This is a genomic window from Exiguobacterium sp. RM11 (genome assembly GCF_059821525.1).
This window is the reverse complement of the sequence record NZ_CM187558.1, coordinates 2,222,651-2,244,616: the sequence shown is the minus strand read 5'-3', so window position 1 is coordinate 2,244,616 and position 21,966 is coordinate 2,222,651. Positions and strand designations below refer to the sequence as shown.

The following is a 21,966-nucleotide window of genomic DNA, read 5'->3' as shown; positions in this document are numbered from 1 at the left end:
GGCGCCCACGCTTTCCGCAGGCAATCCCGGAGCCGCATCGCGACCTAGGTCGCTGCTGGGTCTCCGTCGGATTGCTTTCCTGTCGGAGTCGGGGCGCCGTTGGGCGAGCAACGCAAACGGTCGTCATCTGACGGCCGTTTGTCTTTTTCTGAGGCCTCGATGGCCGAAGAAAAAGCCTGATACATACTTCGAACCCTTACAAACAGGGAAAGAAGAAGGTAAACAACAAGTTCGCCCGTCATCAAAAGGAGGAACCCGATATGTATCGCGCCCATTCTGAGAAACGACATGAACCGATCCAGTCGAAGACCACGTTGGACCAGCTGGTCCCGCAGGATCGATCTTGTCCGGAGACTCGACCGTCACATCGACTTCTCGATCGTGCACCGGCTCTGCGCCCCGCTCTATTCGAACACCGGTACGCCCGGCATCGATCCGGAGATCATCATCAAGATTATCCTACTCGGACCCCTGTTCAACATCCGTTCCGTGCGCCAGACCGTGAGGGAGGTTCAGACGAACCTCGCCTATCGTTGGTTCCTCGGTCTCGGCATCGATGAGAAGGTTCCCGACCATTCGACGATCAGCCAGGCCTACCGCCGACGCTTCCAGGGGAACGACGTGTTCCAACAAATCTTCGAGGACATCGTCCGACAGGCGGAATCTCACGGTCTCGTCTCCGGACGCATCCTGATAACGGATTCCACGCACATCCGAGCGAACGCGAACAAGAAGAAATTCGACAAGGTAGAGGTCGAACGGGTCGTCGGTGCGATCGAGGACGAGCTTCTCACCCGCGTGAACGAGGAACGGGCCGAACGCGGAAAAAAGAACTGAAACCGGCATCTGAGAAGAGGGAGCGCCGGCTCGTCAAGATGAGCCGGACCGACCCGGATGCGGGATACATGTATCGTGACCAGAAGCCGGAAGGCTTTTTCTGGCTGGCGCATCGGACGGTCGACGCCAAGCACAATTTCATCGTCGATGTACACGTCACACCCGGGAACGTCTCGGACAGCACCGTCTATCTCAATCGGCTCGACCATGTCCTCGAACGTTTCCATTTCCCGCTTGAGGCGGTCGCACTCGATGCCGGCTACTTCACGACCGGGATCGCGAAGGCGCTCGTCGAACGGGGCATCTTCGGGGTCATCGCCCGGAGGCGTTTCGGCGGAAAGAAGGGGATGTTCCGCAAGACCCGGTACACGTACCTGCCCGAGGAAGATGCATATCTCTGTCCGGCGCGACAGCGCCTCACCTATCAGACGACGGACCGCCACGGCTATCACCATTACGTGTCCGACCCCTCCATCTGTCAGAACTGCCCTCTCCTCGAGAAGTGCACGTCCAGCCGGACGCACCGAAGGGACATCACACGCCACGTCGATGAACATTACCGTGAGCAGGTGAACGAGAACCGCCTGTCCGCGACTGGAAAATCCCTCTACCGACTGCGGCCACAGACCGTCGAGCGCTCGTTCGCCGATGGGAAAGAGCTCCACGGGCTCCGTTTCACCTTCTACAGGGGGACCGCGAAGGTCCAACGCGCCAATCTGGTGGCAGCCACCGCACAAAACATGAAGAAGCTGGCCAACCTGTTGGCCAGAAAGGACTGTCTACATAACATTTCTTCAATCTTTTGTCGGACAGAACGCCTCAAGCTCGTTGAACATAAAAAAAGACGAACCAGATCGCATCTTGCGATCTGGTTCGTCAACAGCCTGAGTCAGCTCATACGTGAGCTGACTTTTTTGTGTGGGGAGGAACGATATGAACGTATTAGACGTCATCCATGAAGCGCGTTCGATGCATTCAGCCAATCGCCCGTTTGTCGTGGCGATTGATGGATTGAGTGGAGCGGGCAAGACAACGCTCGTCTCGCGTTTGAGCGAAGAGCCGACTATACTTGTTCTTCACATTGATGACTATATTGTCGAACGAGACAAACGCTATGAGACCGGACAGCCTGAATCGACCGAGTATTACGCACTTCAATGGGACGTGTCGCGTCTTGAGAACGAACTGTTCCGTCCTTTAACAGAAGGGGTTAAGGAGTTAGCATTACCGCGATATGATCATGAACGAGATGTCATCGTTGAAGAAGTAATCGATGTGTCATCTGCTTATACCATTGTCGTCGAAGGGATTTTTCTACAACGACCGGAATGGCGACCATATTACGATTACGTGGTTTATCTCGACTGTCCCCGCGAGGTTCGGTATGAACGGGTATTGAATCGAGATACATATCTCGGCGTCCCGGAGGAACGGCTTGCGAAATACAAGAGGCGCTATTGGCCAGGGGAAGATCTTTATCTTCAACTCGTCGACCCGAAAAGAGGAGCAGATATCGTGCTCTGACTGAACGTTTCAACATCTGACGCGTGCGTCAGGTGTTTTTAATTTGGAGAAAATTTGAAAAAATGATTGACGTCAAAGTGTATTATGCTAATAATACAGTTAGAAAGTGTATTAACCATGTCATACACTTAGAAAGGTGATGAACATGCAATTCAATACGAGGGCACCGGTTTACCTACAAGTCGTCGATTACTTCAAAAAGAAGATGGCGCTCGGTGAACTGAAAGCCGGGGATGAGATGCCATCTCGGCGTGAGCTTGCGAATGATTTAAAAATTAATCCGAACACGGTTCAAAAAGCGTTCAAGGAAATGGAGGACCAACAATTGATTACGACCGAACGAAATCGACCGAGTCGCGTGACGACAGATGGTACGGTATTGGCACAAATCCGCTCTGAAATCGTAGATGACGCGGTCGCCGTATTTGTAGAATCGATTCAAGAACTTGATGTCTCGGTAGACGAACTTGTTGAAAAAATCAAACGACAGTACAAGGAGGGGATGTACGATGATCGAAGTGTTGGGAGTTAAAAAACGTTATCGGCGGAAACAAGTCATTGAAGACGTATCGTTCACAGCGAATAAAGGTGAAATCACGTGTCTCATCGGCTTGAACGGTACGGGGAAGTCGACGTTGTTGAAAGGCATCATGGGATTGACACCTTTCGACAAAGGTTCGGTATTGATCGATGGGAAACCGATTGATTTGAATCGTGTCGCCTTCGTCGCCGACCATGCGATGTTCCCGATTCACTTTACAATCGAACAATGTGAGGCGTTCATGAAAGATTTTTATCCGACATTTGATTCGGTATTATTTACCCGTCTCGTCGATGATTTCAAGTTGTTTCCGGAAGATAAGTTGAGCGAGTTATCGAAAGGGACGCTCGCGAAAGCGAACCTCGCACTCGGGATTGCGCAAGACCCGGATTATTTATTGCTTGATGAACCGTTCTCAGGAATCGATGTCTTCTCAAAAGAACAGATTGTCGAACTATTTTCGAGCGAGGTCATGGAGAATCGTGGCGTGCTCATTACGACACACGAGATTGAAGATATCGAGTACTTGATCGACAAGGCCGTCATGTTGAATAACGGAAGAATCGTCCGTGAGTTTGATGTCGAAGATGTCCGTTTCATTCACGGGAAGTCCATCGTCGATGTGATGAGAGAGGAGTACGGGGCATGAATCTATTGAAACTTTTGAGTTGGGAAATCGAGCGTGTCACAAAACCGTTCTTGATGTTAGTTACTGGCCTCCTCGTCGTCCAGTTTGGGTATCTCGGTTACTTTTTATGGGATGAGACAAATCTATTTGAACGGTTACGACGTGAAGGGAACGCGGACTATCAATATACGTTCTTGGATTATCTCGGCAGTACGCCATATCTCTTGTCACTCGGAATTGCGGTCGCGGCGATGTTATTATACAGCGCCTGGATCTGGTATCGCGATTTTCAAGGACGAGGGACGTTCATGTTGCGACTCCTGACGATGCCACAAAAACGAATGACCTTGTTCTTCGCTAAACTCGCTACGATTTTGATGATGACGTTGGGACTGTTTGCCATCGAATGGATTGCTCTCAAGTTACAGTACATAGCGTTCACGAGTTGGTTCGATGAAAAGATGATTCCAATGAGAGGTTCCTTCGAGCAAGCGATTTCCTATCATGGGATGTTTACGGTCATGTATCCTTCTTCACTCGTAAATTTCGTCATCCATCAATTGTTGATCATCATCGTTGTGTTATTTATTTTTACATTTGTATTGATTGAACGCAGTTTCTGGCAACGGACGATGTGGTCGCCTGTACTTAGTTTATCGATTCTAGTTGTCATCTTAACTATTCCCATTTTAGGCTACGCGTTCCTGTCGAATCGACTGATTTATGATGAGACGATCGTGTACGTCGGTATGGTATTGGTCGTTTGGGCAAGTGTGACGATTTGGCTAGGTCGAAGATTTTTACAGACGAAATTGAATGTGTGAGGTGAGAAGATGAAACGAATGTGGAACGTGGCTGCGCTCGGTGCGGTCATCGTGATTGGGCTTGGGACGTTTGCTGTTGATGCGACAGAACCGAAAGCAGAATGGTCGTTAGACATCAGTTCGAATCCAGCTGTTTGGGAAAATCAAATTGTTGAGATGACTTATAGTTCTGATGATGCTGTTGATCAACGGTTTGAAGTGACGGCTGATGAAAGTCGCATCACATCAAACTTGAACTATATAGCTGAGGGACAACAATATCGTGAACGTTTGAATGGAGATGTACGTTCCATCCATAGACTCATGAATGGATGGACGTATGCGCAGTCGATTCAAACACAAGACGGATATATCGGAGTCGGGCAGGATGGGATGAAAGAGCTCATCGTTTTTCAACAATTAAAAGGAAAAGAAATATCGAGATTCGCGTTCGATGCAAGTGATTCAAAAATATACGACATCGTGAACGGGGTATGGTCAGGCATATTCCTAAATGATGGCCAGTTAAACTTAATCTATCGGGATGAATATGATGGTGACGAAGACGTAAAAACAATGATTGCCACGTTTAATGAAGCGATGAATGACGTAAGCGTCAAAGAATTGAACATGGACAAAGGATTTATCACCCATGTCATCAATACGAATCGTTTTTACGCTACCGATGTATCCTCTCATATGACAGAAACACGTTATATCCCTGTCGGTGTTAGCTTCTACGATGTTATCGAAGAAGGAGAAGATAAGTTCAATGTTGAAGACAGATTGCCAGGTCAATTCGCTTATGACACGAAAACGGAGAAAGTCGTTCAATTGGCTGAAGACCAAGGCTTTTGGGATTATACAACGTCGGGCCAAAACCTGTTAGCGATAAATGAAGATGGCGAGGAAGTCGTCATCGACTTGAACACAGGGAAGAACATGACCCGAAGCGTTCTCGACTCGGTTGATCACTCCTTCTATTCAAACGGTCGTCTGTACCAAACGCGTCAAGCGAAAGATGGTGTCGTCATCGATGTATACGAGGATGGGGAACAAATCTCAAGTGCGGCAATCACGCCTGAAAATGAAGAAGCTCGTGACATACTCAAACAGATTGACGTGTACGTCAGACAAAAATAAGCAAAGGGCCGCGGCCCTTTGCTTATTTTGATGGTTTCGGTATGATGACGCCTTCTTCTAAATCAAGCAACAAGTCGATCAGTTCCGCGCAGAACTCCGGAAACTGCTCCAAAAAGGCACCGGGACCGACTTCATCCGTAAAGTCGATATATAGGTCGGCCACGTTTCCAGACATTTTCGCAGGTAAGGCGAGGAACGCCGAACCGAAGCGCCAGCTGCCTCGGATGTCGAGTAACTTTCCGAGGACGAGGTCGCCGGTCTCGCGTTCTTCGGGTAACTGAACAGCGTACGTCTCTTTTGACTCCCAGTCTTTCAACTGACCGTCTTCCGTCACTTCAAAGATGCTGCAGCGCGGGACGGCTAGTCCACGGAGTGCGTGATAAAGAGCAGGTGACATGTCGCCCTTGTGGTCAGCCAAATAGCGACCATGAGGCGTCATGCCGTCTTCGTCCGTTTCAAAGAAGACGGCCCAATCAATGAAGAGGTCACGGAAGAGCTCGGCATCTTTCAAATGCCATGTCCCTTCCGACGCGATCTCTTGAATATAGTTTGTCCATTGTGTGCTTCGCGCAAGAGCTGCTTGCTCATATAACTTTTTCAGTTCGGCAAGCAATTCGGACTCTTCGACGAGCAAAGGGAAGGGAATTACTTTCCGGTCTTTTTTCATCGGCGCGGTCCTCGCTTGTTCGCAGGACGTTTGACGACAGGAGGCTTCTCCTCAATCCGTTTCTCGATTACATCGCCACGGTAAATCTCGAGTTCTTTCAATTCGACACCGAGTTGACGCGCGAATGATTTCAAGTGTGGTAAATCGTCCGTCGTCACGAGAGAAAGGACGGTCCCGCCTGCGTTACCACGAGCCGTACGGCCTGAGCGGTGGATAAAGTCATCGATGGATTCTGGTAAATCGAAATGGACGACGTGCGTCACATCTTCGATATCGAGCCCGCGTGCCGCGAGACCCGTCGTGATGAGGAGCGGGTATTCGCCTTTACGGAATTCACGAAGCGTCTCGACGCGTTCGCGCTTTCCTTTCAAGCTGTCGAGCATGCGGTAGTCCACTTTCAACTTTTCAAGCTCCCCACGAAGTGGTGGCAAGAACGAGCGGTTATTGATGAACGCGAGTGCCTTTACGCCATCGACGTGCGAAAGACGGCGTAACAGTTCGGGTTTGTAGCGACGCGTCGTCAACAAGTAACCGTACGTCACTTGATCGCTGACAGCACGTTCGATTTTGATATGTGCCGGCTCGTTCATGAACGGTGCCGACCATTCTTTGAGTGAATCGGTGAGTGTTGCCGAGACGAGTGCAAGTTGACGCTCATGCGCGGTATGCTTGATGATGCGCTCAGCCGCCTCTGTCAAACCGCTGTCGATGATTTGGTCGGCTTCATCGAGAATGACGGTATGTGTCTCATGGAGCTTCAGCTTTTTCTTGTCAATCAATTCGACGAGACGTCCCGGTGTCCCGACGATTAAATGCGGCTTTTTCTTGATTCGATCGATTTGACGTTTCAATTCGACACCGCCAATGAACGAGCCGATGCGAACATCGCCTTTTTCGGTGAAGCGTTGTGCGACCTGTTGGATCTGCATGACAAGTTCACGAGTTGGAGCGACGACGACGACTTGGATTCGATCGTTCGAGGGATCAATTTTTTCAATCGCTGGGAGCAGGTATGCGAGCGTTTTACCCGTTCCGGTTGGTGCCTCGATTGTCACGTCTTTTCCATCTAATAGTAGGGGAAACGCCTCTTTTTGGACCGGCATCGGCTCGTTAAAGCCCATCCGTTCCCACGTCTCGTTAATAAAAGGTTTTGTAAAATTCATAATAGGTCTCCTTATCTTTAGGCAAAAACAAAGGAAGCGAAAGCGCTCCCTCGTCAAATATAGCGAACATGTTCCTGACCATCTTCCATTGAAGAACGTAACGTCTGTGTATACGTTTGACCGTCTTCGATGAGTTGGATGTGGGCATCCGCGCCTTCTGCTGTCAATTCCACTTTCTCAATCGTGAATCCTTGATAAACGCGATACTGTAACTCGGACGTCATTTTCTCGAACGGTTTCAGTTCCGGATGTGTCGTGATGACATGGATTGGACGCGACAAAAGTCCGGCGAGTAATTGGTCGCGATAATCGATAAAATCTTCGTTCTCGATGTCATCGTCAAAGCGAATCCAAAACCCTCCATCTTCAAATTCTGTGATAAATCCATCACGCTTTTCACCGGCTTCTTCGACCTTCAATGAGATGCGATCGCCGACTTGAAAGGCGTGGCTTGGTGTTAATGGTTCGTACGTCATGAGTAGAACCCCTTCCTCTTATACAATGTTCTGCCTTCATTGTGTCTGATACGACACAAAAATTCAAGTTCTAACCGAGTGATGTGAGATTTATCACCCCAAAAACTGTATAGTTCGTCACAGAACAATCAAATTAGTACAGATCATAGTTCGACCCTAATGAAATGGGATTTAGCTGTTTCAAACTATATAATTAATCGAATATAACAGTTTGTAAAACGCTTTCAAAAACGGCTATTTCATCACGTTCATAAGATTGTTACAAGTTTCACAAGAATGTAAAACATATTGTTCACGTTTTCACGTACACTCACAGTATAGATAACACGCAGTTACTTTCGAGAATGAGGAGTGAATCAACATGGCAACCGAAATCAAATCCGCATGGTCAGGTTTTATCCCTGGTCAGTGGACGAATGAAGTCAATGTCAGTGAGTTTATCCGTTTGAATCGTCATGAATACACAGGGAACGATACGTTCTTAGCAGGTCCGACAGAAGCGACAAACGTTCTTTGGAATCGTGTGATGGAACTGACAAAAGAAGAGCGTGAACGCGGAGGCGTTTGGGACGTCGATCAACACACACCATCGACAATCGTGTCGCATGGACCAGGTTACTTAAACAAAGAGTTAGAGAAAGTCGTTGGCGTTCAGACGGATGAGCCGTTCAAACGTTCGATTCACCCAAATGGCGGGATTCGCATGGTGGATGCCGCACTCGAATCATATGGTTTCGAACCAGATGAAGAAATCACAAAAATTTATTCAGAGATCCGTAAAACACATAACCAAGGTGTGTTCGATGCCTACACGCCTGAAATGCGGGCCGCTCGTAAATCAGGGATTATCACAGGTCTTCCGGATGCGTACGGTCGTGGACGCATCATCGGTGACTATCGCCGCGTCGCGCTCTACGGAATTGATTTCTTGATGGCAGAACGCAAAAAAGACTTGGCGAAACGGGGTGGATTCTTATCTGAATCAGACATCCGTGACCGGGAAGAACTATCGGAACAACTTCGTGCGCTTCAAGAACTCAAGCAACTCGGAGCCGCTTATGGATTTGACCTCGGCCGCCCTGCTGAAAACACGCAAGAAGCGTATCAATGGGTGTACTTGGCATACCTTGCTGCGATTAAAGAACAAAACGGTGCCGCGATGTCACTCGGACGCGTCTCGACATTCCTTGATGTGTACGCTGAACGTGACCTTGAAGCTGGTCGTTTAACAGAGTCGGACGTTCAGGAAATCGTCGATCACTTCATCATGAAGCTTCGGATCGTCAAATTCTTACGGACACCAGACTATAACGAATTGTTCTCAGGTGACCCGACTTGGGTAACGGAGTCAATCGGTGGGATGAGTGAAGATGGTCGCTCGAACGTCACGAAGAGCTCGTTCCGATTCTTACATTCACTCACAAACCTCGGTCCTGCTCCAGAGCCGAACTTGACCGTTCTCTGGTCGACGAAGCTACCAGAAGGCTTCAAACAATACTGTGCGAAAATGTCGATTGAAACGTCAGCGATTCAATATGAGAACGATGACTTGATGATGCCGCAATTCGGTGACGACTATGGCATCGCATGTTGTGTGTCACCGATGAAGATCGGAAAACAGATGCAATTCTTCGGTGCGCGTGCCAACATGGCGAAAGCCCTTCTTTATAGCATGAATGGCGGACGTGACGAGAAGAGCGGTGCTCAAATCGCTCCTGCTTGGGAGATGAATGCAGAAGATGTGCTCACGTACGAAAAAGTATATGCCGACTTTGACCGTACACTCGACTGGTTGGCAGAACTATACGTGAATACGCTCAACGTCATTCACTTCATGCATGATAAATATGCGTACGAACGCATCGAAATGGCGCTTCACGATCCAGAAATCTTACGGACGATGGCTTGTGGGATTGCGGGTCTCTCTGTAACGGCAGATAGTCTTTCAGCAATCAAATATGCAAGCGTCAAACCCGTTCGTAACGAAGAAGGAATCATCGTCGACTTCAAAACGGAAGGCGACTTCCCGAAATTCGGTAACAATGACGACCGTGTCGACGCGATTGCCGTGGAACTCGTCGAATCGTTCATGGAAAAAGTACGGAAACATAAAACATACCGTGACGCGCTTCATACGCAATCGGTCCTCACCATCACATCGAACGTCGTCTACGGTAAGAAAACAGGGAATACGCCAGACGGTCGCCGTGCTGGTGAACCATTCGCTCCAGGTGCCAACCCGATGCATGGACGGGATACGAAAGGTGCGGCTGCATCGCTCTCATCTGTTGCGAAACTTCCATTTGAACACGCACAAGACGGGATCTCGTATACGTTCTCAATCGTACCGAAAGCACTCGGAAAAGAAGAAATCGCACGTGAACTCAACTTGGCGGCACTTCTCGATGGGTATATGAGTGGAGAGCACAAAGGACATCACTTGAACGTCAACGTCTTCAACCGCGAGACGCTTCTCGACGCAATGGAACATCCGGAAGAGTATCCACAACTCACGATCCGCGTATCTGGATATGCGGTCAACTTCATCAAGTTGACACGTGAGCAACAGATTGATGTCATCAACCGTACGTTCCACGGTTCGTTGTAAGTAAAGGCTTAGCGGCCTTCCACGGAGGGCCGCTCATTCGTTAGGAGGTCATTTCGATGACAATGGGATATGTACATTCGGTCGAATCATTCGGAACAGTTGACGGCCCAGGGATTCGCTTCATCGTCTTTTTACAAGGTTGTGCGTTACGTTGTCTCTATTGCCATAACGCGGACACATGGGATTTCAAAAAGAATAACCACCGCTCGGCTGAAGACGTCATTCAAGAGGCGCTCAGTTACCGACCGTTCATGGAGGCATCGAACGGCGGCATCACAATCTCAGGTGGTGACCCACTCGCGCAACCTGAATTTTTAGAGGCACTGCTGCGTGAAGCGAAAAAGCATGGGCTCCATACGACACTCGATACGTCCGGTGCACTCCGTCCTCCTAACTTGGATGCGATTTTAGATCACACCGATCTCGTCTTACTCGATATCAAGCATATCGACGACGACATGTGTAAAAAATTGACGGGACGTAGCAATGCCAACACGCTCGCGCTTGCCGAACACCTTTCCGAGCGCGGAACGAAAATGTGGATTCGCCACGTCCTCGTACCTGGATGGACGCTTGAAGAAGGGGTGCTTCGTCGTACCGCCGCGTTCATTCAAAAGTTAGACCATGTCGAGAAAGTCGAGATTCTGCCTTACCATGAGATGGGCGTCTATAAATGGGAGGCTCTCGGACTCGATTATCCCCTCAAAGGAACAAAACCCCCGACGTCTGATGAAGTCGAATGGGCGGAAGGAATCTTGCAGGGAACTGTATAAAAGATAAGCGCAGGCCGCTCGGCCTGCGCTTATTTTTTATATTTAGAAATTAGATAAAGGTTTGGACAATCAAAAATAAATTTAATGAGATGACAATCGCTGTGATGCCCCATCCAATCCATGTCGTAAAGCGATGATTCACAAGCCCGCCCATTAACTCTTTATTACTCGTAAAGAGAAGCAGAGGGATGAGGGCGAATGATATACCGAAAGAGAGAACGACTTGACTCCAAACGAGAGCGTTTGACAAGTTGACACCGGAAAGAATGAGTAAGAGTGGAGGAGCCATCGTAATCGCACGACGTATATAAATCGGAATATGCTTTTGAATGTACCCTTGCATGACGACATCCCCGGCCAATGTTCCGACAGATGCACTTGATAATCCGGCAACCATTAAGCCGATGCCAAATAACATGGCAATTGGTGATCCTAAAAAAGAGTCAAACTGCTGGTGAGCGATTTCTAAATCGTTTACGAACATCCCATTCTTATAAAAGACGGCAGCTGCGATAATCAACATACTGGCATTGATTGCACCAGCGAGGACCATTGCGATTGTCACATCAATTCGTTCAAATTTCATGATGCGTTTTCGTGCTACCGCATCTTTTCCCTTGATTCGCCGTTGTGTCAAAGCAGAGTGCAAATAAATAGCGTGCGGCATGACAGTTGCACCTAATATTCCGGCAGCTAATAAAATACTCTCTGTCCCGTCAAAACGAGGTATGAGGAGACCTGACAAAAGGGGTTTCACTTCGGGCTGAGAGCTAAACGTTTGAATGGCAAACGCAAGAGCAACGACGAGTAGCATCCCAGTCACAAGCGTTTCAAGTGGTCGATAGCCACGTCTTTGTACTTCTAAGATGGCAAAAGAACCGGCCGCGGCAAGTAGTGCTGCTTGAATGAGCGTTATATCAAACACAAGGTAGATCCCGAGTGCCGCACCAACAAATTCTGCCAAATCAGTGGCCATAATCATTAATTCGGCTTGAATCCATAAAAAGACTGCGGTCTTCTTAGAGAAGCGGTCACGACAAATTTCAGGTAAGTTTTTCCCAGTCGCGATTCCGATTTTAGCAGACAGCGTTTGGATTAATCCGGCCATCAAGTTTGCGATTAAAATGACCCATAAGAGTAAATAACCAAATTGAGAGCCTGCTGCAATATTAGTTGCATAGTTTCCAGGGTCGATGTATGCGACCGAAGCGACAAAAGCTGGACCTAGAAAAGGGAGAAGTGTTTTTAATTTTTGAGTCATCGAGCGATGTATTCGAATTAATTCGACTTCATTCAACATGACAGATCCTTCTTTCTTGCCTAATGGTTAATTTGTTTACTTAGGTAAACTTTTTAAGTATATGGCAAGTTTACGCCTGCCTAGAGAACCTGTCAAATTACAATAAAAAAGGACTGCGAGCAGCTTCGCTCACAGTCCAACGAACTTATATCCGCCGTTTTTTCTTTTCTAATACCCGTGCTTGCTCTGCTTGCTTCTTCTCCATGTAGAGAAGCTCACGCCCGAGTTTGACGTAGCTTGCATAGCGTTTCGCATCTAACGTACCGTTCGTTAGCGCCTCTTGGACGGCGCAACCCGGTTCTTTATGATGAGAGCAGTCGCGGAAGCGGCATGTCTCGGCAAGCGCTTCGATATCACGGAACGTCTCATCGAGATGCTCGCTTCCTTCCCATAGTCCGAACTCGCGCATCCCTGGTGTGTCGATGACGTATAAATCATCGATTCGGAACAGTTCGCGGTGTGTCGTCGTATGTTTCCCGCGCTCGTCCTGCGTCCGGACAGCTTGCGTGGCGGCAAGTGTCTCGTGAGCTAGGGCGTTCGTCAGTGTAGATTTTCCGACTCCAGACGAACCGACGAAGGCAATCGTAGTTTCACTCGGTAACGCCTGACGAAGTTCAGTAACCCCTTCTCCCGTAACGGCACTGACAGGAAATACTTGAATCCCAGGTGCATTTAACTCAATGTCTTCGAGCAGTGTGTCGACCGATTCGACTTGGTCGGTCTTCGTCAGAACGATGATGGGGATTGCCCCGGTGTCCCACGCAGCTAGAGTATAGCGCTCAAGGCGGCGGATGTTGAAGTCGTGTCCGCATGCCATCGTGATCAAGACGTAGTCGACGTTCGCGCAGATCAGTTGTTCACGCGTCTCGTTGCCGGCGGCCGCTCGTGATAGAACGGTCCGACGCTCAAGGAGATGATGAATCGTACCTTGACCATGCTCGCGAACTTGAATCGTGACATAATCGCCTATGACCGGGTAATCCCGTTCGCTCGTCGCCTCATGTCGAAATTTTCCGGAAACCCCGCACATATAGGCGTTCTCTCCGATTGATACCGTGTAAAGATGTTGGAACTGTGCCGTGACACGTCCCGTTTCAGTTTGTTGATTCAAAAAGAATCCTCCTTTTAATGATGGAGGACGACAGCCCTCCGATTCGCTGACATTTGGTGACGTACATGCATCATGTTGCTCATAAAACATCATCCTTTCATTGTTCGATAGCATCAGTGTACCACAGTTATTGGAAACGGTAACATCTCAGTCTAAAGACCGAGGCGAAACAAGCCTTCCGCTCGTCGACCTATACAAAATAACGTATTATGATAAGAGTGTACTTAACAAGGAGGGATGACAGATGAATCACCAAGTGAAAAAGGTGTTGTTCATCGTAGCCGCGATCGCTCTAGTGCTCGTGTTGATCGGTGCTTTACCGAATATGATCTTATTCGGATTAGGAGCGCTCTTGACGCTTTGGGCTGGAGTCCGTTTTCAGGCTGTGACACACATCGGTGCTAAAGTTGGTTTCGGAATCCTTGCCGTCATCGGGATTGGGACGATGCTCTCAAACATTTGGGCACTCGTCGGAATCATTGTCGCGTGGTTGTTGTTTAAAGGGTATATGATGTATACAGGTGAGAAGCGCGACCCGGAAGTCGAAATTTTAAATGCCGACGGAACGCGTGCTAGCCGTAGCAGCTTCCAACAGTTCGATCAAGTGTGGCAAAAATTTGTTAATCGTCGTTAAGATTTCATAAGGAGGATTCACCATGAAGACACCGTTTGATCAGTTTCGTGAACTAGCGAATGAATTGACGAAAGAGATTTCAAAAGAAGTGAAGAAGTATCAAGATAAAGAGATGCCACGTTCGAGTGGAGAAGCGGAATTGAACCGTCATATCCGTGGAGCGGAGAAGGAAGCGCTATCGGTTGAGCGTCTCGTCGAACGTCAACGCACACTACTTGCAGAGCTTGCTGAAAAGCGTGATGATGCCAAAAAGATGGCAGATAAACGATATGAACAGACAGAACTGGCGAAACAAGCTGGTGAAGAGAAGTTGGCAGAACGTGCAGCTCTTGAGTCAAAACACTACGGAGAACAGTATCGTTACTTCGAAGGGTTGATCGATGAGGGAGAGCGTGAATTGGATGCGCTGGAGCGTCGTGCACTCGAGATGAAACTCAAGCTCGATGAAATGCAAAACAAACGATATGAATTTGCGATGCGTGAAAACTTAGATCTTCTAAAAGGGGCACTCGACCAAATCTTCGGTCAAAACACGTCGGAGTCTCATCCGTTTACTGAGGAAGAGAAGAAAGAACAACCTGCTGAAGAGAAGAAAGATACGCAAGCAGATGAAGATGATTTTGAAGCAAAACTAAAAGAACTGGAGCGTCGCTTTAAACAAGAGTGAGGTGACGGTTCGGCGATGACCTGAACAAGGTCATCGCTTTCTTTGCTTCATACATATGAACAGAAAGGGGGAATGGACATGGAACGTTGGAACACACGTCAAATCATTGGATTCATGATTATCTTATTTTCAGTTGGACTCTTTATCGACATCGTGACGGGTGGGAATAGCGTCTTATTCAGCATGATCCTCCCATTGCTTCTTCTTTATATTGGAAGACGCTTCAGTCGTCGAGGTAAGCAGTCGGCCAGCTATATCTTTTACGCCATCGGAGGCATTCTCTTGATTGGCTTGATCTTCTCGTCAGCCGCGTTTGGGTTTGTGCTCTCGGGTCTGTTGTTGCTTTTCGGGTACCGACTCTATAAGAATCGACCGGTCGAATCAAAAATTCGGACACCGCTTCGTCAGGAACAAGCCTTCTCGTTCGGTATGAAAGAATCGGGACACTATGTGTTACGCGATACGAATGAGTTCTTTTTGCTACGTGATGTTGAGATGGATTTATCACAAGCCATCATTCCTGAAGGAGAGACATTTTTACTCCTAAACGGACTTGCGGGAGACATCCGAATCCTCATTCCAGCGGGTTACGATTATTCAATCGATGCGTCGATTGGATTTGGAAAAGTCCAAGTCGATGATTCGAACTATTCACCGGTTTTTAACCGTCGCTTCTATACGGCGTCTGATGATTATGTCCAGGCTACGCGGAAAGTTCGTATTCATATCGTGCTCATGAGCGGAAGTGTTGAGGTGATGACGGTATGAAAAAGGATTCTTATCCACGAACGGTCGTCTGGCATCAATTGTTCAGTAGCCTCTTGACGGCTTTCTTGATTACAGTAGCGTTTCTCATAGGTGACTCGACTTCACTTAGCGACTTATTTTCGCGTGAAGAAGGGTTGCCTTTCGTTGTGTCCATTTTGGTAATTGCCGTTTTGATTGGCAGTATCTTTGGAGTCGCATCATACTTTTACTTACGTCGAGACTTTCGAGAAGTCGCGAACGCCCTTTGGAAACTAGAGAACCAAAAAGAGATCACGTTCCGACCGTTGTCTCCTTACCGAGACACGCTCGAACGAATCGTTCGCGTCTCAAAACAACGTCAAGAGATGATTGAAATGGCGAAACGAGTTGGCGAACGCCCGGTCAGTGTCGAAGAGGCGCGTAGTGAAGCGGTCGTCGAAGAAAGACGTCGCGTCGCTCGCGAACTGCACGACTCCGTGAGTCAACAGCTTTACGCCATCTCGATGATGACGACTGCGGTCAAACAAACGATGCAAACGAAACCGGAATTAGCGAGTAAACAAATGGAGCAAGTGGAGCTCATGGCTCAAACGGCACAGGCAGAGATGCGCTCGTTACTCCTACAACTACGACCGGTGGAATTAGAGGGCATGACGTTAAAAACCGGGATCGAACGCCTATTAGAAGAACTGTCGCGTAAACAGTCGACTGAACTCGTCTGGCGTCTAGAAGAAGTGAAGCTATCACGGCATACCGAAAATGAACTGTTCCGCATCGTCCAAGAGGCAATCAGTAACACGTTGCGGCATGCGAAGGCGACTCGCCTAGAAATTGAGATGCGAACCGTGCAACAGACGGTTATTTTAAAGATCAACGATGACGGAATCGGATTTAACGTGGACGATACACAAGTCGCCTCATATGGATTACAATCGATAAGAGAGCGCACGGCGGAAGTCGGTGGGACGTTACGATTGGTCAGTGTGCCGAATGTCGGAACACAAATCGAAGTACGTGTGAAACAACAAGTGGAGGGGTAATGATGATTCGAGTTGTATTAATTGATGATCATGAAATGGTCCGAGCGGGCGTGTCTGCCTTTTTATCGACACAACCGGACATTGAAGTCGTCGGTGAGGCATCGGACGGCGCGACGGGAGCGGAGCTTGCGATTGCGGAAAAACCGGACGTCGTCCTCATGGACTTAGTCATGGAACCTGTGGATGGGGTTGAATCGACAAAACGAATCAAAGCAAGCTGGAAAGAGGCAAAGATTCTAGTCGTGACGAGTTTCTTGGATGACGAGAAAGTATATCCGGTGATTGAAGCCGGCGCGATGAGCTATGTCCTCAAGACGGCAAACGCCAATGAAATTGCCGACGCGATTCGTCAGACGGCTGCCGGCAATCCCGTTATGGCTGCCCAAGTGACAGGAAAGATGCTCGAACGTCTACGTCACCCGGAGATGACCCTCCATGAGAGCTTGACTGCACGTGAACGAGAAATTTTGCAACTCATGGCAGAAGGGAAGTCGAATCAAGTCATTGCGGACGAATTGTTTATTTCACTGAAGACGGTGAAGACGCACGTCTCGAACATCTTGACGAAACTTGATGTCTATGACCGAACACAAGCTGTCGTGTATGCGTTTCAACATAATCTGGTGAGTAAAGGATGAATCGGCTCCCGGTGATTGATACGGAACGTCTTCGACTGCGCCCCCTTCAAATGGAGGATATTCCACACGTATTCGCCATTTTTTCAAATGAACGCGTGCTCCAGCATTATGGGATGGAGCCGCATCAAACGCTTGAAGAGACGGAGCAGATGCTTACCCACATGCTCGCTCAAATTGAAACGGGGACCATCATCCGTTTTGCGATTGAACATCGAGAATCAAAAACGTTAATTGGAACAATCGGTTTTCACAATCGGGCGCCGTCACACCGTCGCGCCGAAATCGGTTATGAACTCAGACCAGAATATTGGCGTTCAGGTTATGCGACCGAAGCCCTCCATGCGGCCCTACAGTTTGCCGAGACATGTGAGATTGAACGTGTCGGTGCCATTGTCTTTATCGACAATCTCGCATCGCAACGCATGCTTGAGAAGAATGGGTTCGTTCAAGAAGGTCGACTACATAATTACATGCGTCAGCGGGGACAAGCCCATGACGTCTATGTCTATAGCTATATGACAACCGAACTGACTCATCCGTCGATTTGAGCACACCCGCATTACGCGTGGTGTGCTTTTTCGTTTGTGAGACAAACAAAATGGGAACCGAGTAAAGGTGAGTTATTCGCTCAAAGGAGGACGATAGGATGAAAGCAGCATATATCGAACAGTATGGCGGATCAGATGAATTCAAAGTAGGGGAGCTTGAGCAACCGACAATCGGTGCAGATGACGTATTGATTGAGGTTCATGCCGCAAGTGTCAACCCGGTGGATTGGAAGTTGCGTGAAGGATACTTAAAAGAAATGCTTCATTTCGAAATGCCGCTCGTCATCGGATGGGATGTATCGGGAGTCATCAAAGAAGTCGGGGCGAATGTGACCGAGCTTGAGGTCGGCGAGGAAGTATTCAGCCGTCCGGATATTGCGAGGCAAGGCACATATGCCGAATACGTGGCGGTCGATGCCCATCTCGTCGTCAAGAAACCCAATTCATTGAGCTTCGAGGAGGCCGCGTCACTTCCGCTCGTCGCGCATACGGCATGGCAAGTCATGTTCGAAGTGATGGATGCGAAACCGGGTGACCGAATCTTCATCGGTGCTGGTTCAGGTGGTGTCGGAACGGTTGCCATCCAGCTTGCGAAAGCACACGGATTGTATGTCGTCACGTCAACCAGTACGCCGAACGTGGACTGGGTCAGCGAACTTGGGGCCGACGAGGTCATCGACTATAAACGACAAGATCCATCAGAAACCGTCCGCGATCTTGACTTCGTATTCGATACGATGGGAGGAGACGGACAGAGCAAACTGTATCGAATGCTGAAAGAAAATGGGATGCTCGTCTCCATCTCCACACCACCGAATGAAGAAGAAGCCGAACAGGCGAATGCCCGCGCGGAGTATGTCTTCATGCAACCGACGGGGGAGCGCTTGAAAAAAATTGCGGAAGCTGTTGAAAAAGGCGAACTGAAACCTGTGATTGACCGTGTCTTTGATTTAGAGGACACGAAACTTGCTCATGATTATGGAGAAGAAGGGCATGCCAAAGGGAAAATCGTCATTAAAGTGAAGTAATAAAAAAAGAGGTGGATTTCCGGAACGCGCGCCGGAAGTCCACCTTTTGTTCATTTGATTTGAGAGGCTACCTCATGTGGCGGTCAGCCCTTTTTCTGTGCTTGTATCTGTTCATCGATTTCAGACAAGTATGTCCACCGTTCCATCTTGGCATCAAGTGATTCTTTCAGTTCGGCGATTGTTGCGTACAATTCATTCACTTTTCCGAGGTCGCTGCCCGCGGTCGCAAGCGTCGCTTCTTGTGCTTCAATCTGTTCTTCAAGCGCGGCGATGTCTTCTTCAATCGTGTCCCATTCCTTCTGTTCTTTGAAGGTGAATTTCACGACTTCCGACTTCGCTCGTTCTTTTTTCTCTTTTGGTTCTTTCTCTTTCTTCACTTGACGAACCTCTTCATGGCGCATCGTCAAGTAGTCACTGTATTCTGCATGATACACCTGGATGGTCCCGTCTTCAAATGCGATCAACTGTCCGGCAACACGGTCTAAGAAATAACGATCGTGGCTGACGGCGATGACGGTGCCAGGGAACGATTCTAAATAGTCTTCTAACACGGATAACGTTTCCGTATCCAAATCGTTCGTCGGCTCATCGAGGAACAAGACGTTCGGTTCGTCCATGAGAATCCGCAGGAGGACAAGGCGTCGTTTTTCTCCACCGGATAACTTCGCAATCGGTTTATATTGCGCGTCCGGTGAAAAGAGGAAGCGTTCGAGCATTTGACCGGCCGTGATTGTCTCGCCGTCCGGCGTATAAATCACTTTCGCAATCCGCTCGATTTCGTCGATCACGCGTCGTGATTCGTCTTCAAACTCGACTTGTTGACCGTAATAGCCGAGATGGACTGTTTCCCCGTGCACGATGGTACCGTTTGTCGGTTCCAAACGCTTGGCGAGCAGGTTCATAAGTGTTGATTTCCCGCTCCCGTTCGGTCCGACAATGCCGTAGCGTTCACGGCGTCCGAAAATCCAATTGAACTGCTGAATGAGGAGCGAATCGTCGTAGCCAAAAGACAAGTCCTCGACTTCGATGACCTTTTTACCGAGTCGGCGAGATCCGACGGAAACGTCGAGTGACTCTTCTTCGGCCAAGCTTTCTTGATGTTTCAAGTCTTCGACACGTTGAATGCGTGCTTTTTGTTTCGTTGTTCGTGCTTTTGCGCCTCGACGTAACCAAGCGAGTTCACGACGTAAAATATTTTGCCGTTTCTGTTCCATCGATTGTGCCCGTGCTTTTCGTTCGGCTCGCTTCTCAAGGAACAGCTCATAGTTCCCGTTATAGAAATAACTCGTTCCGTCTGCAATCTCTAAGATATGGTTTGTGACACGATTTAAGAAATAACGATCGTGGGTGATGAGAAGGATGGCTCCCCGATAATCCGCAAGCATCGTCTCGAGCCATGCGATTGTGTCGGCATCAAGTTCGTTCGTCGGCTCATCTAAGAGCAGTAAGTCTGCTTCGTCGAGTAACGCTGCGGCGAGAGCGACACGCTTTTGTTGTCCACCTGACAAGGCGTTCACATCGACGGACACGTCAGGAAGACCAAGACGGTTCAAGATCGACTTCAGTTTTGCTTCCGTTTCCCAAGCGTCTGCGGCATCGACAGCCTGCTGAGCTTTCATGAAACGTTCGAGTAATTGCTCACTCGTTGGATCCGCTTCGAGCGCTTGGCGGGAACGTTCGAATTGTTTCAGTGCTAGAACGGACGGTGTATCGCTTGTGAACAAGGCGTCAAGAATCGTTTGACCTTCATCGAACTGGACCGTCTGAGTCAAATAGCGGATGCGATAATCGTTCGGATGTTGCATCGTTCCCTTGTCTGCCGTCTCGGCACCAGCGATGATTTTCATGAATGTCGACTTTCCAGAACCGTTCACTCCGATGATTCCGATACGGTCTCCTGGATGAATCGTCATTGTCACATCGTCAAATAAGACTTTGTCGGCAAACTCTTTATGAATGCCCTCAATCATTAATAAACTCATGCGTTCTCTCCTTCAATCTGTTGACGAATGGCTGCTTCGACCGTTGCAGCGATTTCCTTATTCGGTAAGTCAGCCGGATCGATCGCGGGTAAGAAAGTGACGTCGACCGTTGCCGGAGTGATTCGATTTTTAGCTTCTAACAGTTTGTAGCTCCCTTGAATGGCAACCGGAACAATCTTCGCACCGCTTGACGTCGCGAGTGTCAAACTTCCAGCTTTAAATTCTTTCATAGGACCGCCTTTTGAGCGTGTTCCTTCTGGGAAGACGATCATTGACTGACCGGATTGGATTGTTTCGACCCCTGAGCGAATCGCTTTAATTGATTGACGACGATCGCTTCGATCGATAAAAATACAGCCCATCAATTCCATCCAACGCGGGATAATCGGGAATTTCTGTACTTCAATTTTCGAAATGAATGCCTTTGGTCGTTTCGTGGCCGTCAACATGATGGGAACGTCAAAGTTTCCTTGGTGGTTTGATACGTAGACGACCGGTTCATCCGGAATATGATCCTGTCCATGGACCCGAATGTCGGCACCGGCAATTTTCAACAAGAATTGTGCCCATTTATAAGCGATGTCTTGCACATAGCGATAACGCTTTGGTGGATCGATTTTTTTCGCCTTCTGTAAAAATGGGACGGTGATCGGTAACACCGCAAAAAATGAGAAAAACCATACAGCTGTTCGAATCATTTTATTTTCTCCTCTCATAATGACAACAAGAAAGAGTCTTCTTCTCTTGACGAGAATCCGACCCTTCGGCATGAATCCTTATTCCCAAAAGCGAGAATCGCTCTCTTCTTCCTCTTCCTCAAGCTCGAACGTAATGCGTTTATTCACAGGATCGACGACGAAATAAGCGCCGTCTTGTTCAATACTTTTAATTTGCATGGCTTGGTCGTTCCCGATTTCAAGGGTGAGGCGGATGCGATTGTCGTCATCGACAAGTAAGATTCCATCTTCCTTTAACCAAAGCTCCATGACGGGTGAATAACGAAGTAGCCATTCATTCGATAACGGAATTTCATTCATACGATTGTGTGCCTCCTGCGATTATAAATCCAATGTACGTTGTCTGTTCCTTCATAGAATACCAAATGTGG

The 21,966-nt window shown here is 48.4% G+C and carries 21 protein-coding genes and 2 pseudogenes; 15 read left to right on the top strand and 8 right to left on the bottom strand.

The genetic code is table 11. The features are described 5' to 3' along the window. Positions 1 to 260: 260 nt before the first annotated feature. From AC5LIL_RS11710 to AC5LIL_RS11685, 6 genes and pseudogenes are all read left to right on the top strand, one after another. A pseudogene (locus AC5LIL_RS11710) lies at positions 261 to 1,607 on the top strand (IS1182 family transposase); the annotation flags it as partial. 163 nt (positions 1,608 to 1,770) lie between these two features. Next, the gene (locus AC5LIL_RS11705) at positions 1,771 to 2,361 is read left to right on the top strand and encodes a kinase (RefSeq protein ID WP_214785704.1); all 591 of its coding nucleotides are present in this window, start codon (positions 1,771 to 1,773) and stop codon (positions 2,359 to 2,361) included. 139 nt (positions 2,362 to 2,500) lie between these two features. Beyond that, positions 2,501 to 2,893 (top strand): GntR family transcriptional regulator, encoded by a 393-nt coding sequence (locus tag AC5LIL_RS11700; protein WP_214822164.1) that lies wholly within the window; start codon positions 2,501 to 2,503, stop codon positions 2,891 to 2,893. Then, a complete protein-coding gene (locus tag AC5LIL_RS11695; RefSeq protein ID WP_214785703.1) occupies positions 2,871 to 3,551 on the top strand; it encodes an ATP-binding cassette domain-containing protein in 681 nt (226 codons plus the stop codon). Before AC5LIL_RS11700 ends, AC5LIL_RS11695 begins: the two co-directional genes overlap by 23 nt. After that, a complete protein-coding gene (locus AC5LIL_RS11690) occupies positions 3,548 to 4,354 on the top strand; it encodes a hypothetical protein (RefSeq protein ID WP_214785702.1) in 807 nt (268 codons plus the stop codon). The genes AC5LIL_RS11695 and AC5LIL_RS11690 overlap by 4 nt, the downstream gene beginning before the upstream one ends. Positions 4,355 to 4,363: 9 nt before the next feature. Next, a complete protein-coding gene (locus AC5LIL_RS11685) occupies positions 4,364 to 5,476 on the top strand; it encodes a hypothetical protein (RefSeq protein ID WP_499824189.1) in 1,113 nt (370 codons plus the stop codon). A 22-nt stretch (positions 5,477 to 5,498) separates the two neighbouring features. On the opposite strand, the gene AC5LIL_RS11680 is transcribed toward AC5LIL_RS11685, so the two are convergent. Genes AC5LIL_RS11680 through AC5LIL_RS11670 form a run of 3 tightly spaced genes read right to left on the bottom strand, consistent with a single transcriptional unit; the run spans position 5,499 to position 7,782 of the window. Then, complete coding sequence (locus AC5LIL_RS11680) at positions 5,499 to 6,143, bottom strand: hypothetical protein (RefSeq protein ID WP_015880828.1); 645 nt, start codon at positions 6,141 to 6,143, stop codon at positions 5,499 to 5,501. After that, complete coding sequence (locus AC5LIL_RS11675; protein ID WP_214696412.1) at positions 6,140 to 7,306, bottom strand: DEAD/DEAH box helicase; 1,167 nt, start codon at positions 7,304 to 7,306, stop codon at positions 6,140 to 6,142. Before AC5LIL_RS11675 ends, AC5LIL_RS11680 begins: the two co-directional genes overlap by 4 nt. Positions 7,307 to 7,359: 53 nt before the next feature. Beyond that, entirely contained in the window at positions 7,360 to 7,782 is a 423-nt protein-coding gene (locus tag AC5LIL_RS11670) for a hypothetical protein (RefSeq protein ID WP_214785699.1), read from the bottom strand. A 361-nt stretch (positions 7,783 to 8,143) separates the two neighbouring features. Here AC5LIL_RS11670 and pflB point away from each other — a divergent pair, with 361 nt between their 5' ends. Together pflB and pflA are read left to right on the top strand one after the other, a co-directional pair. Next, positions 8,144 to 10,390 (top strand): formate C-acetyltransferase, encoded by a 2,247-nt coding sequence (pflB, locus tag AC5LIL_RS11665; RefSeq protein ID WP_339963412.1) that lies wholly within the window; start codon positions 8,144 to 8,146, stop codon positions 10,388 to 10,390. A 56-nt stretch (positions 10,391 to 10,446) separates the two neighbouring features. Next, entirely contained in the window at positions 10,447 to 11,163 is a 717-nt protein-coding gene (gene pflA / locus AC5LIL_RS11660) for a pyruvate formate-lyase-activating protein (RefSeq protein WP_499824188.1), read from the top strand. Between the two features lie 67 nt (positions 11,164 to 11,230). Here the strand turns inward: pflA and AC5LIL_RS11655 are convergent. Both AC5LIL_RS11655 and rsgA read right to left on the bottom strand, forming a co-directional pair. Further along, a pseudogene (locus AC5LIL_RS11655) lies at positions 11,231 to 12,463 on the bottom strand (Nramp family divalent metal transporter); the annotation flags it as partial. Positions 12,464 to 12,608: 145 nt separating this feature from the next. Continuing rightward, positions 12,609 to 13,574: a ribosome small subunit-dependent GTPase A gene (gene rsgA / locus AC5LIL_RS11650; RefSeq protein ID WP_499824187.1), complete on the bottom strand. Its 966-nt coding sequence runs from the start codon at positions 13,572 to 13,574 to the stop codon at positions 12,609 to 12,611. A gap of 244 nt (positions 13,575 to 13,818) precedes the next feature. On the opposite strand from rsgA, the gene AC5LIL_RS11645 reads away from it, so the two are divergent. The 7 genes from AC5LIL_RS11645 to AC5LIL_RS11615 all read left to right on the top strand — a co-directional run bounded on the left by AC5LIL_RS11645 (position 13,819) and on the right by AC5LIL_RS11615 (position 18,876). Further along, positions 13,819 to 14,208 carry a lmo0954 family membrane protein gene (locus AC5LIL_RS11645; RefSeq protein ID WP_339963415.1) on the top strand — a complete coding sequence of 130 codons (390 nt, stop codon included), beginning with the start codon at positions 13,819 to 13,821 and terminating at the stop codon, positions 14,206 to 14,208. A 22-nt stretch (positions 14,209 to 14,230) separates the two neighbouring features. Then, the gene (locus tag AC5LIL_RS11640) at positions 14,231 to 14,875 is read left to right on the top strand and encodes a PspA/IM30 family protein (protein WP_499824186.1); all 645 of its coding nucleotides are present in this window, start codon (positions 14,231 to 14,233) and stop codon (positions 14,873 to 14,875) included. Positions 14,876 to 14,953: 78 nt separating this feature from the next. Beyond that, positions 14,954 to 15,643: a cell wall-active antibiotics response protein LiaF gene (liaF, locus tag AC5LIL_RS11635; protein WP_015880836.1), complete on the top strand. Its 690-nt coding sequence runs from the start codon at positions 14,954 to 14,956 to the stop codon at positions 15,641 to 15,643. Next, positions 15,640 to 16,662 carry a sensor histidine kinase gene (locus AC5LIL_RS11630; protein ID WP_499824185.1) on the top strand — a complete coding sequence of 341 codons (1,023 nt, stop codon included), beginning with the start codon at positions 15,640 to 15,642 and terminating at the stop codon, positions 16,660 to 16,662. The genes liaF and AC5LIL_RS11630 overlap by 4 nt, the downstream gene beginning before the upstream one ends. Positions 16,663 to 16,664: 2 nt before the next feature. Beyond that, on the top strand, positions 16,665 to 17,300 hold the full coding sequence (locus AC5LIL_RS11625; RefSeq protein ID WP_015880838.1) for a response regulator: 636 nt from the start codon (positions 16,665 to 16,667) through the stop codon (positions 17,298 to 17,300). Continuing rightward, positions 17,297 to 17,848 (top strand): GNAT family N-acetyltransferase, encoded by a 552-nt coding sequence (locus AC5LIL_RS11620; protein WP_499824184.1) that lies wholly within the window; start codon positions 17,297 to 17,299, stop codon positions 17,846 to 17,848. The genes AC5LIL_RS11625 and AC5LIL_RS11620 overlap by 4 nt, the downstream gene beginning before the upstream one ends. Before the next feature lie 98 nt (positions 17,849 to 17,946). Continuing rightward, a complete protein-coding gene (locus AC5LIL_RS11615) occupies positions 17,947 to 18,876 on the top strand; it encodes an NADP-dependent oxidoreductase (RefSeq protein WP_499824183.1) in 930 nt (309 codons plus the stop codon). Between the two features lie 83 nt (positions 18,877 to 18,959). Here AC5LIL_RS11615 and AC5LIL_RS11610 read toward each other — a convergent pair whose 3' ends face one another. From AC5LIL_RS11610 to AC5LIL_RS11600, 3 genes are all read right to left on the bottom strand, one after another. After that, entirely contained in the window at positions 18,960 to 20,858 is a 1,899-nt protein-coding gene (locus AC5LIL_RS11610; RefSeq protein WP_499824182.1) for an ABC-F family ATP-binding cassette domain-containing protein, read from the bottom strand. After that, a complete protein-coding gene (locus AC5LIL_RS11605; RefSeq protein WP_214696387.1) occupies positions 20,855 to 21,556 on the bottom strand; it encodes a lysophospholipid acyltransferase family protein in 702 nt (233 codons plus the stop codon). The genes AC5LIL_RS11610 and AC5LIL_RS11605 overlap by 4 nt, the downstream gene beginning before the upstream one ends. Before the next feature lie 78 nt (positions 21,557 to 21,634). Continuing rightward, positions 21,635 to 21,895, bottom strand: coding sequence for a hypothetical protein (locus AC5LIL_RS11600; RefSeq protein WP_026826759.1), 261 nt, complete (start codon positions 21,893 to 21,895; stop codon positions 21,635 to 21,637). Positions 21,896 to 21,966 lie beyond the last annotated feature (71 nt).

Bases quoted from the DNA above. Each gene is read 5' to 3' on its own strand.
- AC5LIL_RS11705 (WP_214785704.1), top strand. From the start codon at position 1,771: ATGAACGTATTAGACGTCATCCATGAAGCGCGTTCGATGCATTCAGCC.
- AC5LIL_RS11700 (WP_214822164.1), top strand. From the start codon at position 2,501: ATGAACATGCAATTCAATACGAGGGCACCGGTTTACCTACAAGTCGTC.
- AC5LIL_RS11695 (WP_214785703.1), top strand. From the start codon at position 2,871: ATGATCGAAGTGTTGGGAGTTAAAAAACGTTATCGGCGGAAACAAGTC.
- AC5LIL_RS11690 (WP_214785702.1), top strand. From the start codon at position 3,548: ATGAATCTATTGAAACTTTTGAGTTGGGAAATCGAGCGTGTCACAAAA.
- AC5LIL_RS11685 (WP_499824189.1), top strand. From the start codon at position 4,364: ATGAAACGAATGTGGAACGTGGCTGCGCTCGGTGCGGTCATCGTGATT.
- AC5LIL_RS11680 (WP_015880828.1), bottom strand. From the start codon at position 6,143: ATGAAAAAAGACCGGAAAGTAATTCCCTTCCCTTTGCTCGTCGAAGAG.
- AC5LIL_RS11675 (WP_214696412.1), bottom strand. From the start codon at position 7,306: ATGAATTTTACAAAACCTTTTATTAACGAGACGTGGGAACGGATGGGC.
- AC5LIL_RS11670 (WP_214785699.1), bottom strand. From the start codon at position 7,782: ATGACGTACGAACCATTAACACCAAGCCACGCCTTTCAAGTCGGCGAT.
- pflB (WP_339963412.1), top strand. From the start codon at position 8,144: ATGGCAACCGAAATCAAATCCGCATGGTCAGGTTTTATCCCTGGTCAG.
- pflA (WP_499824188.1), top strand. From the start codon at position 10,447: ATGACAATGGGATATGTACATTCGGTCGAATCATTCGGAACAGTTGAC.
- AC5LIL_RS11645 (WP_339963415.1), top strand. From the start codon at position 13,819: ATGAATCACCAAGTGAAAAAGGTGTTGTTCATCGTAGCCGCGATCGCT.
- AC5LIL_RS11640 (WP_499824186.1), top strand. From the start codon at position 14,231: ATGAAGACACCGTTTGATCAGTTTCGTGAACTAGCGAATGAATTGACG.
- liaF (WP_015880836.1), top strand. From the start codon at position 14,954: ATGGAACGTTGGAACACACGTCAAATCATTGGATTCATGATTATCTTA.
- AC5LIL_RS11630 (WP_499824185.1), top strand. From the start codon at position 15,640: ATGAAAAAGGATTCTTATCCACGAACGGTCGTCTGGCATCAATTGTTC.
- AC5LIL_RS11625 (WP_015880838.1), top strand. From the start codon at position 16,665: ATGATTCGAGTTGTATTAATTGATGATCATGAAATGGTCCGAGCGGGC.
- AC5LIL_RS11620 (WP_499824184.1), top strand. From the start codon at position 17,297: ATGAATCGGCTCCCGGTGATTGATACGGAACGTCTTCGACTGCGCCCC.
- AC5LIL_RS11615 (WP_499824183.1), top strand. From the start codon at position 17,947: ATGAAAGCAGCATATATCGAACAGTATGGCGGATCAGATGAATTCAAA.
- AC5LIL_RS11610 (WP_499824182.1), bottom strand. From the start codon at position 20,858: ATGAGTTTATTAATGATTGAGGGCATTCATAAAGAGTTTGCCGACAAA.
- AC5LIL_RS11605 (WP_214696387.1), bottom strand. From the start codon at position 21,556: ATGATTCGAACAGCTGTATGGTTTTTCTCATTTTTTGCGGTGTTACCG.
- AC5LIL_RS11600 (WP_026826759.1), bottom strand. From the start codon at position 21,895: ATGAATGAAATTCCGTTATCGAATGAATGGCTACTTCGTTATTCACCC.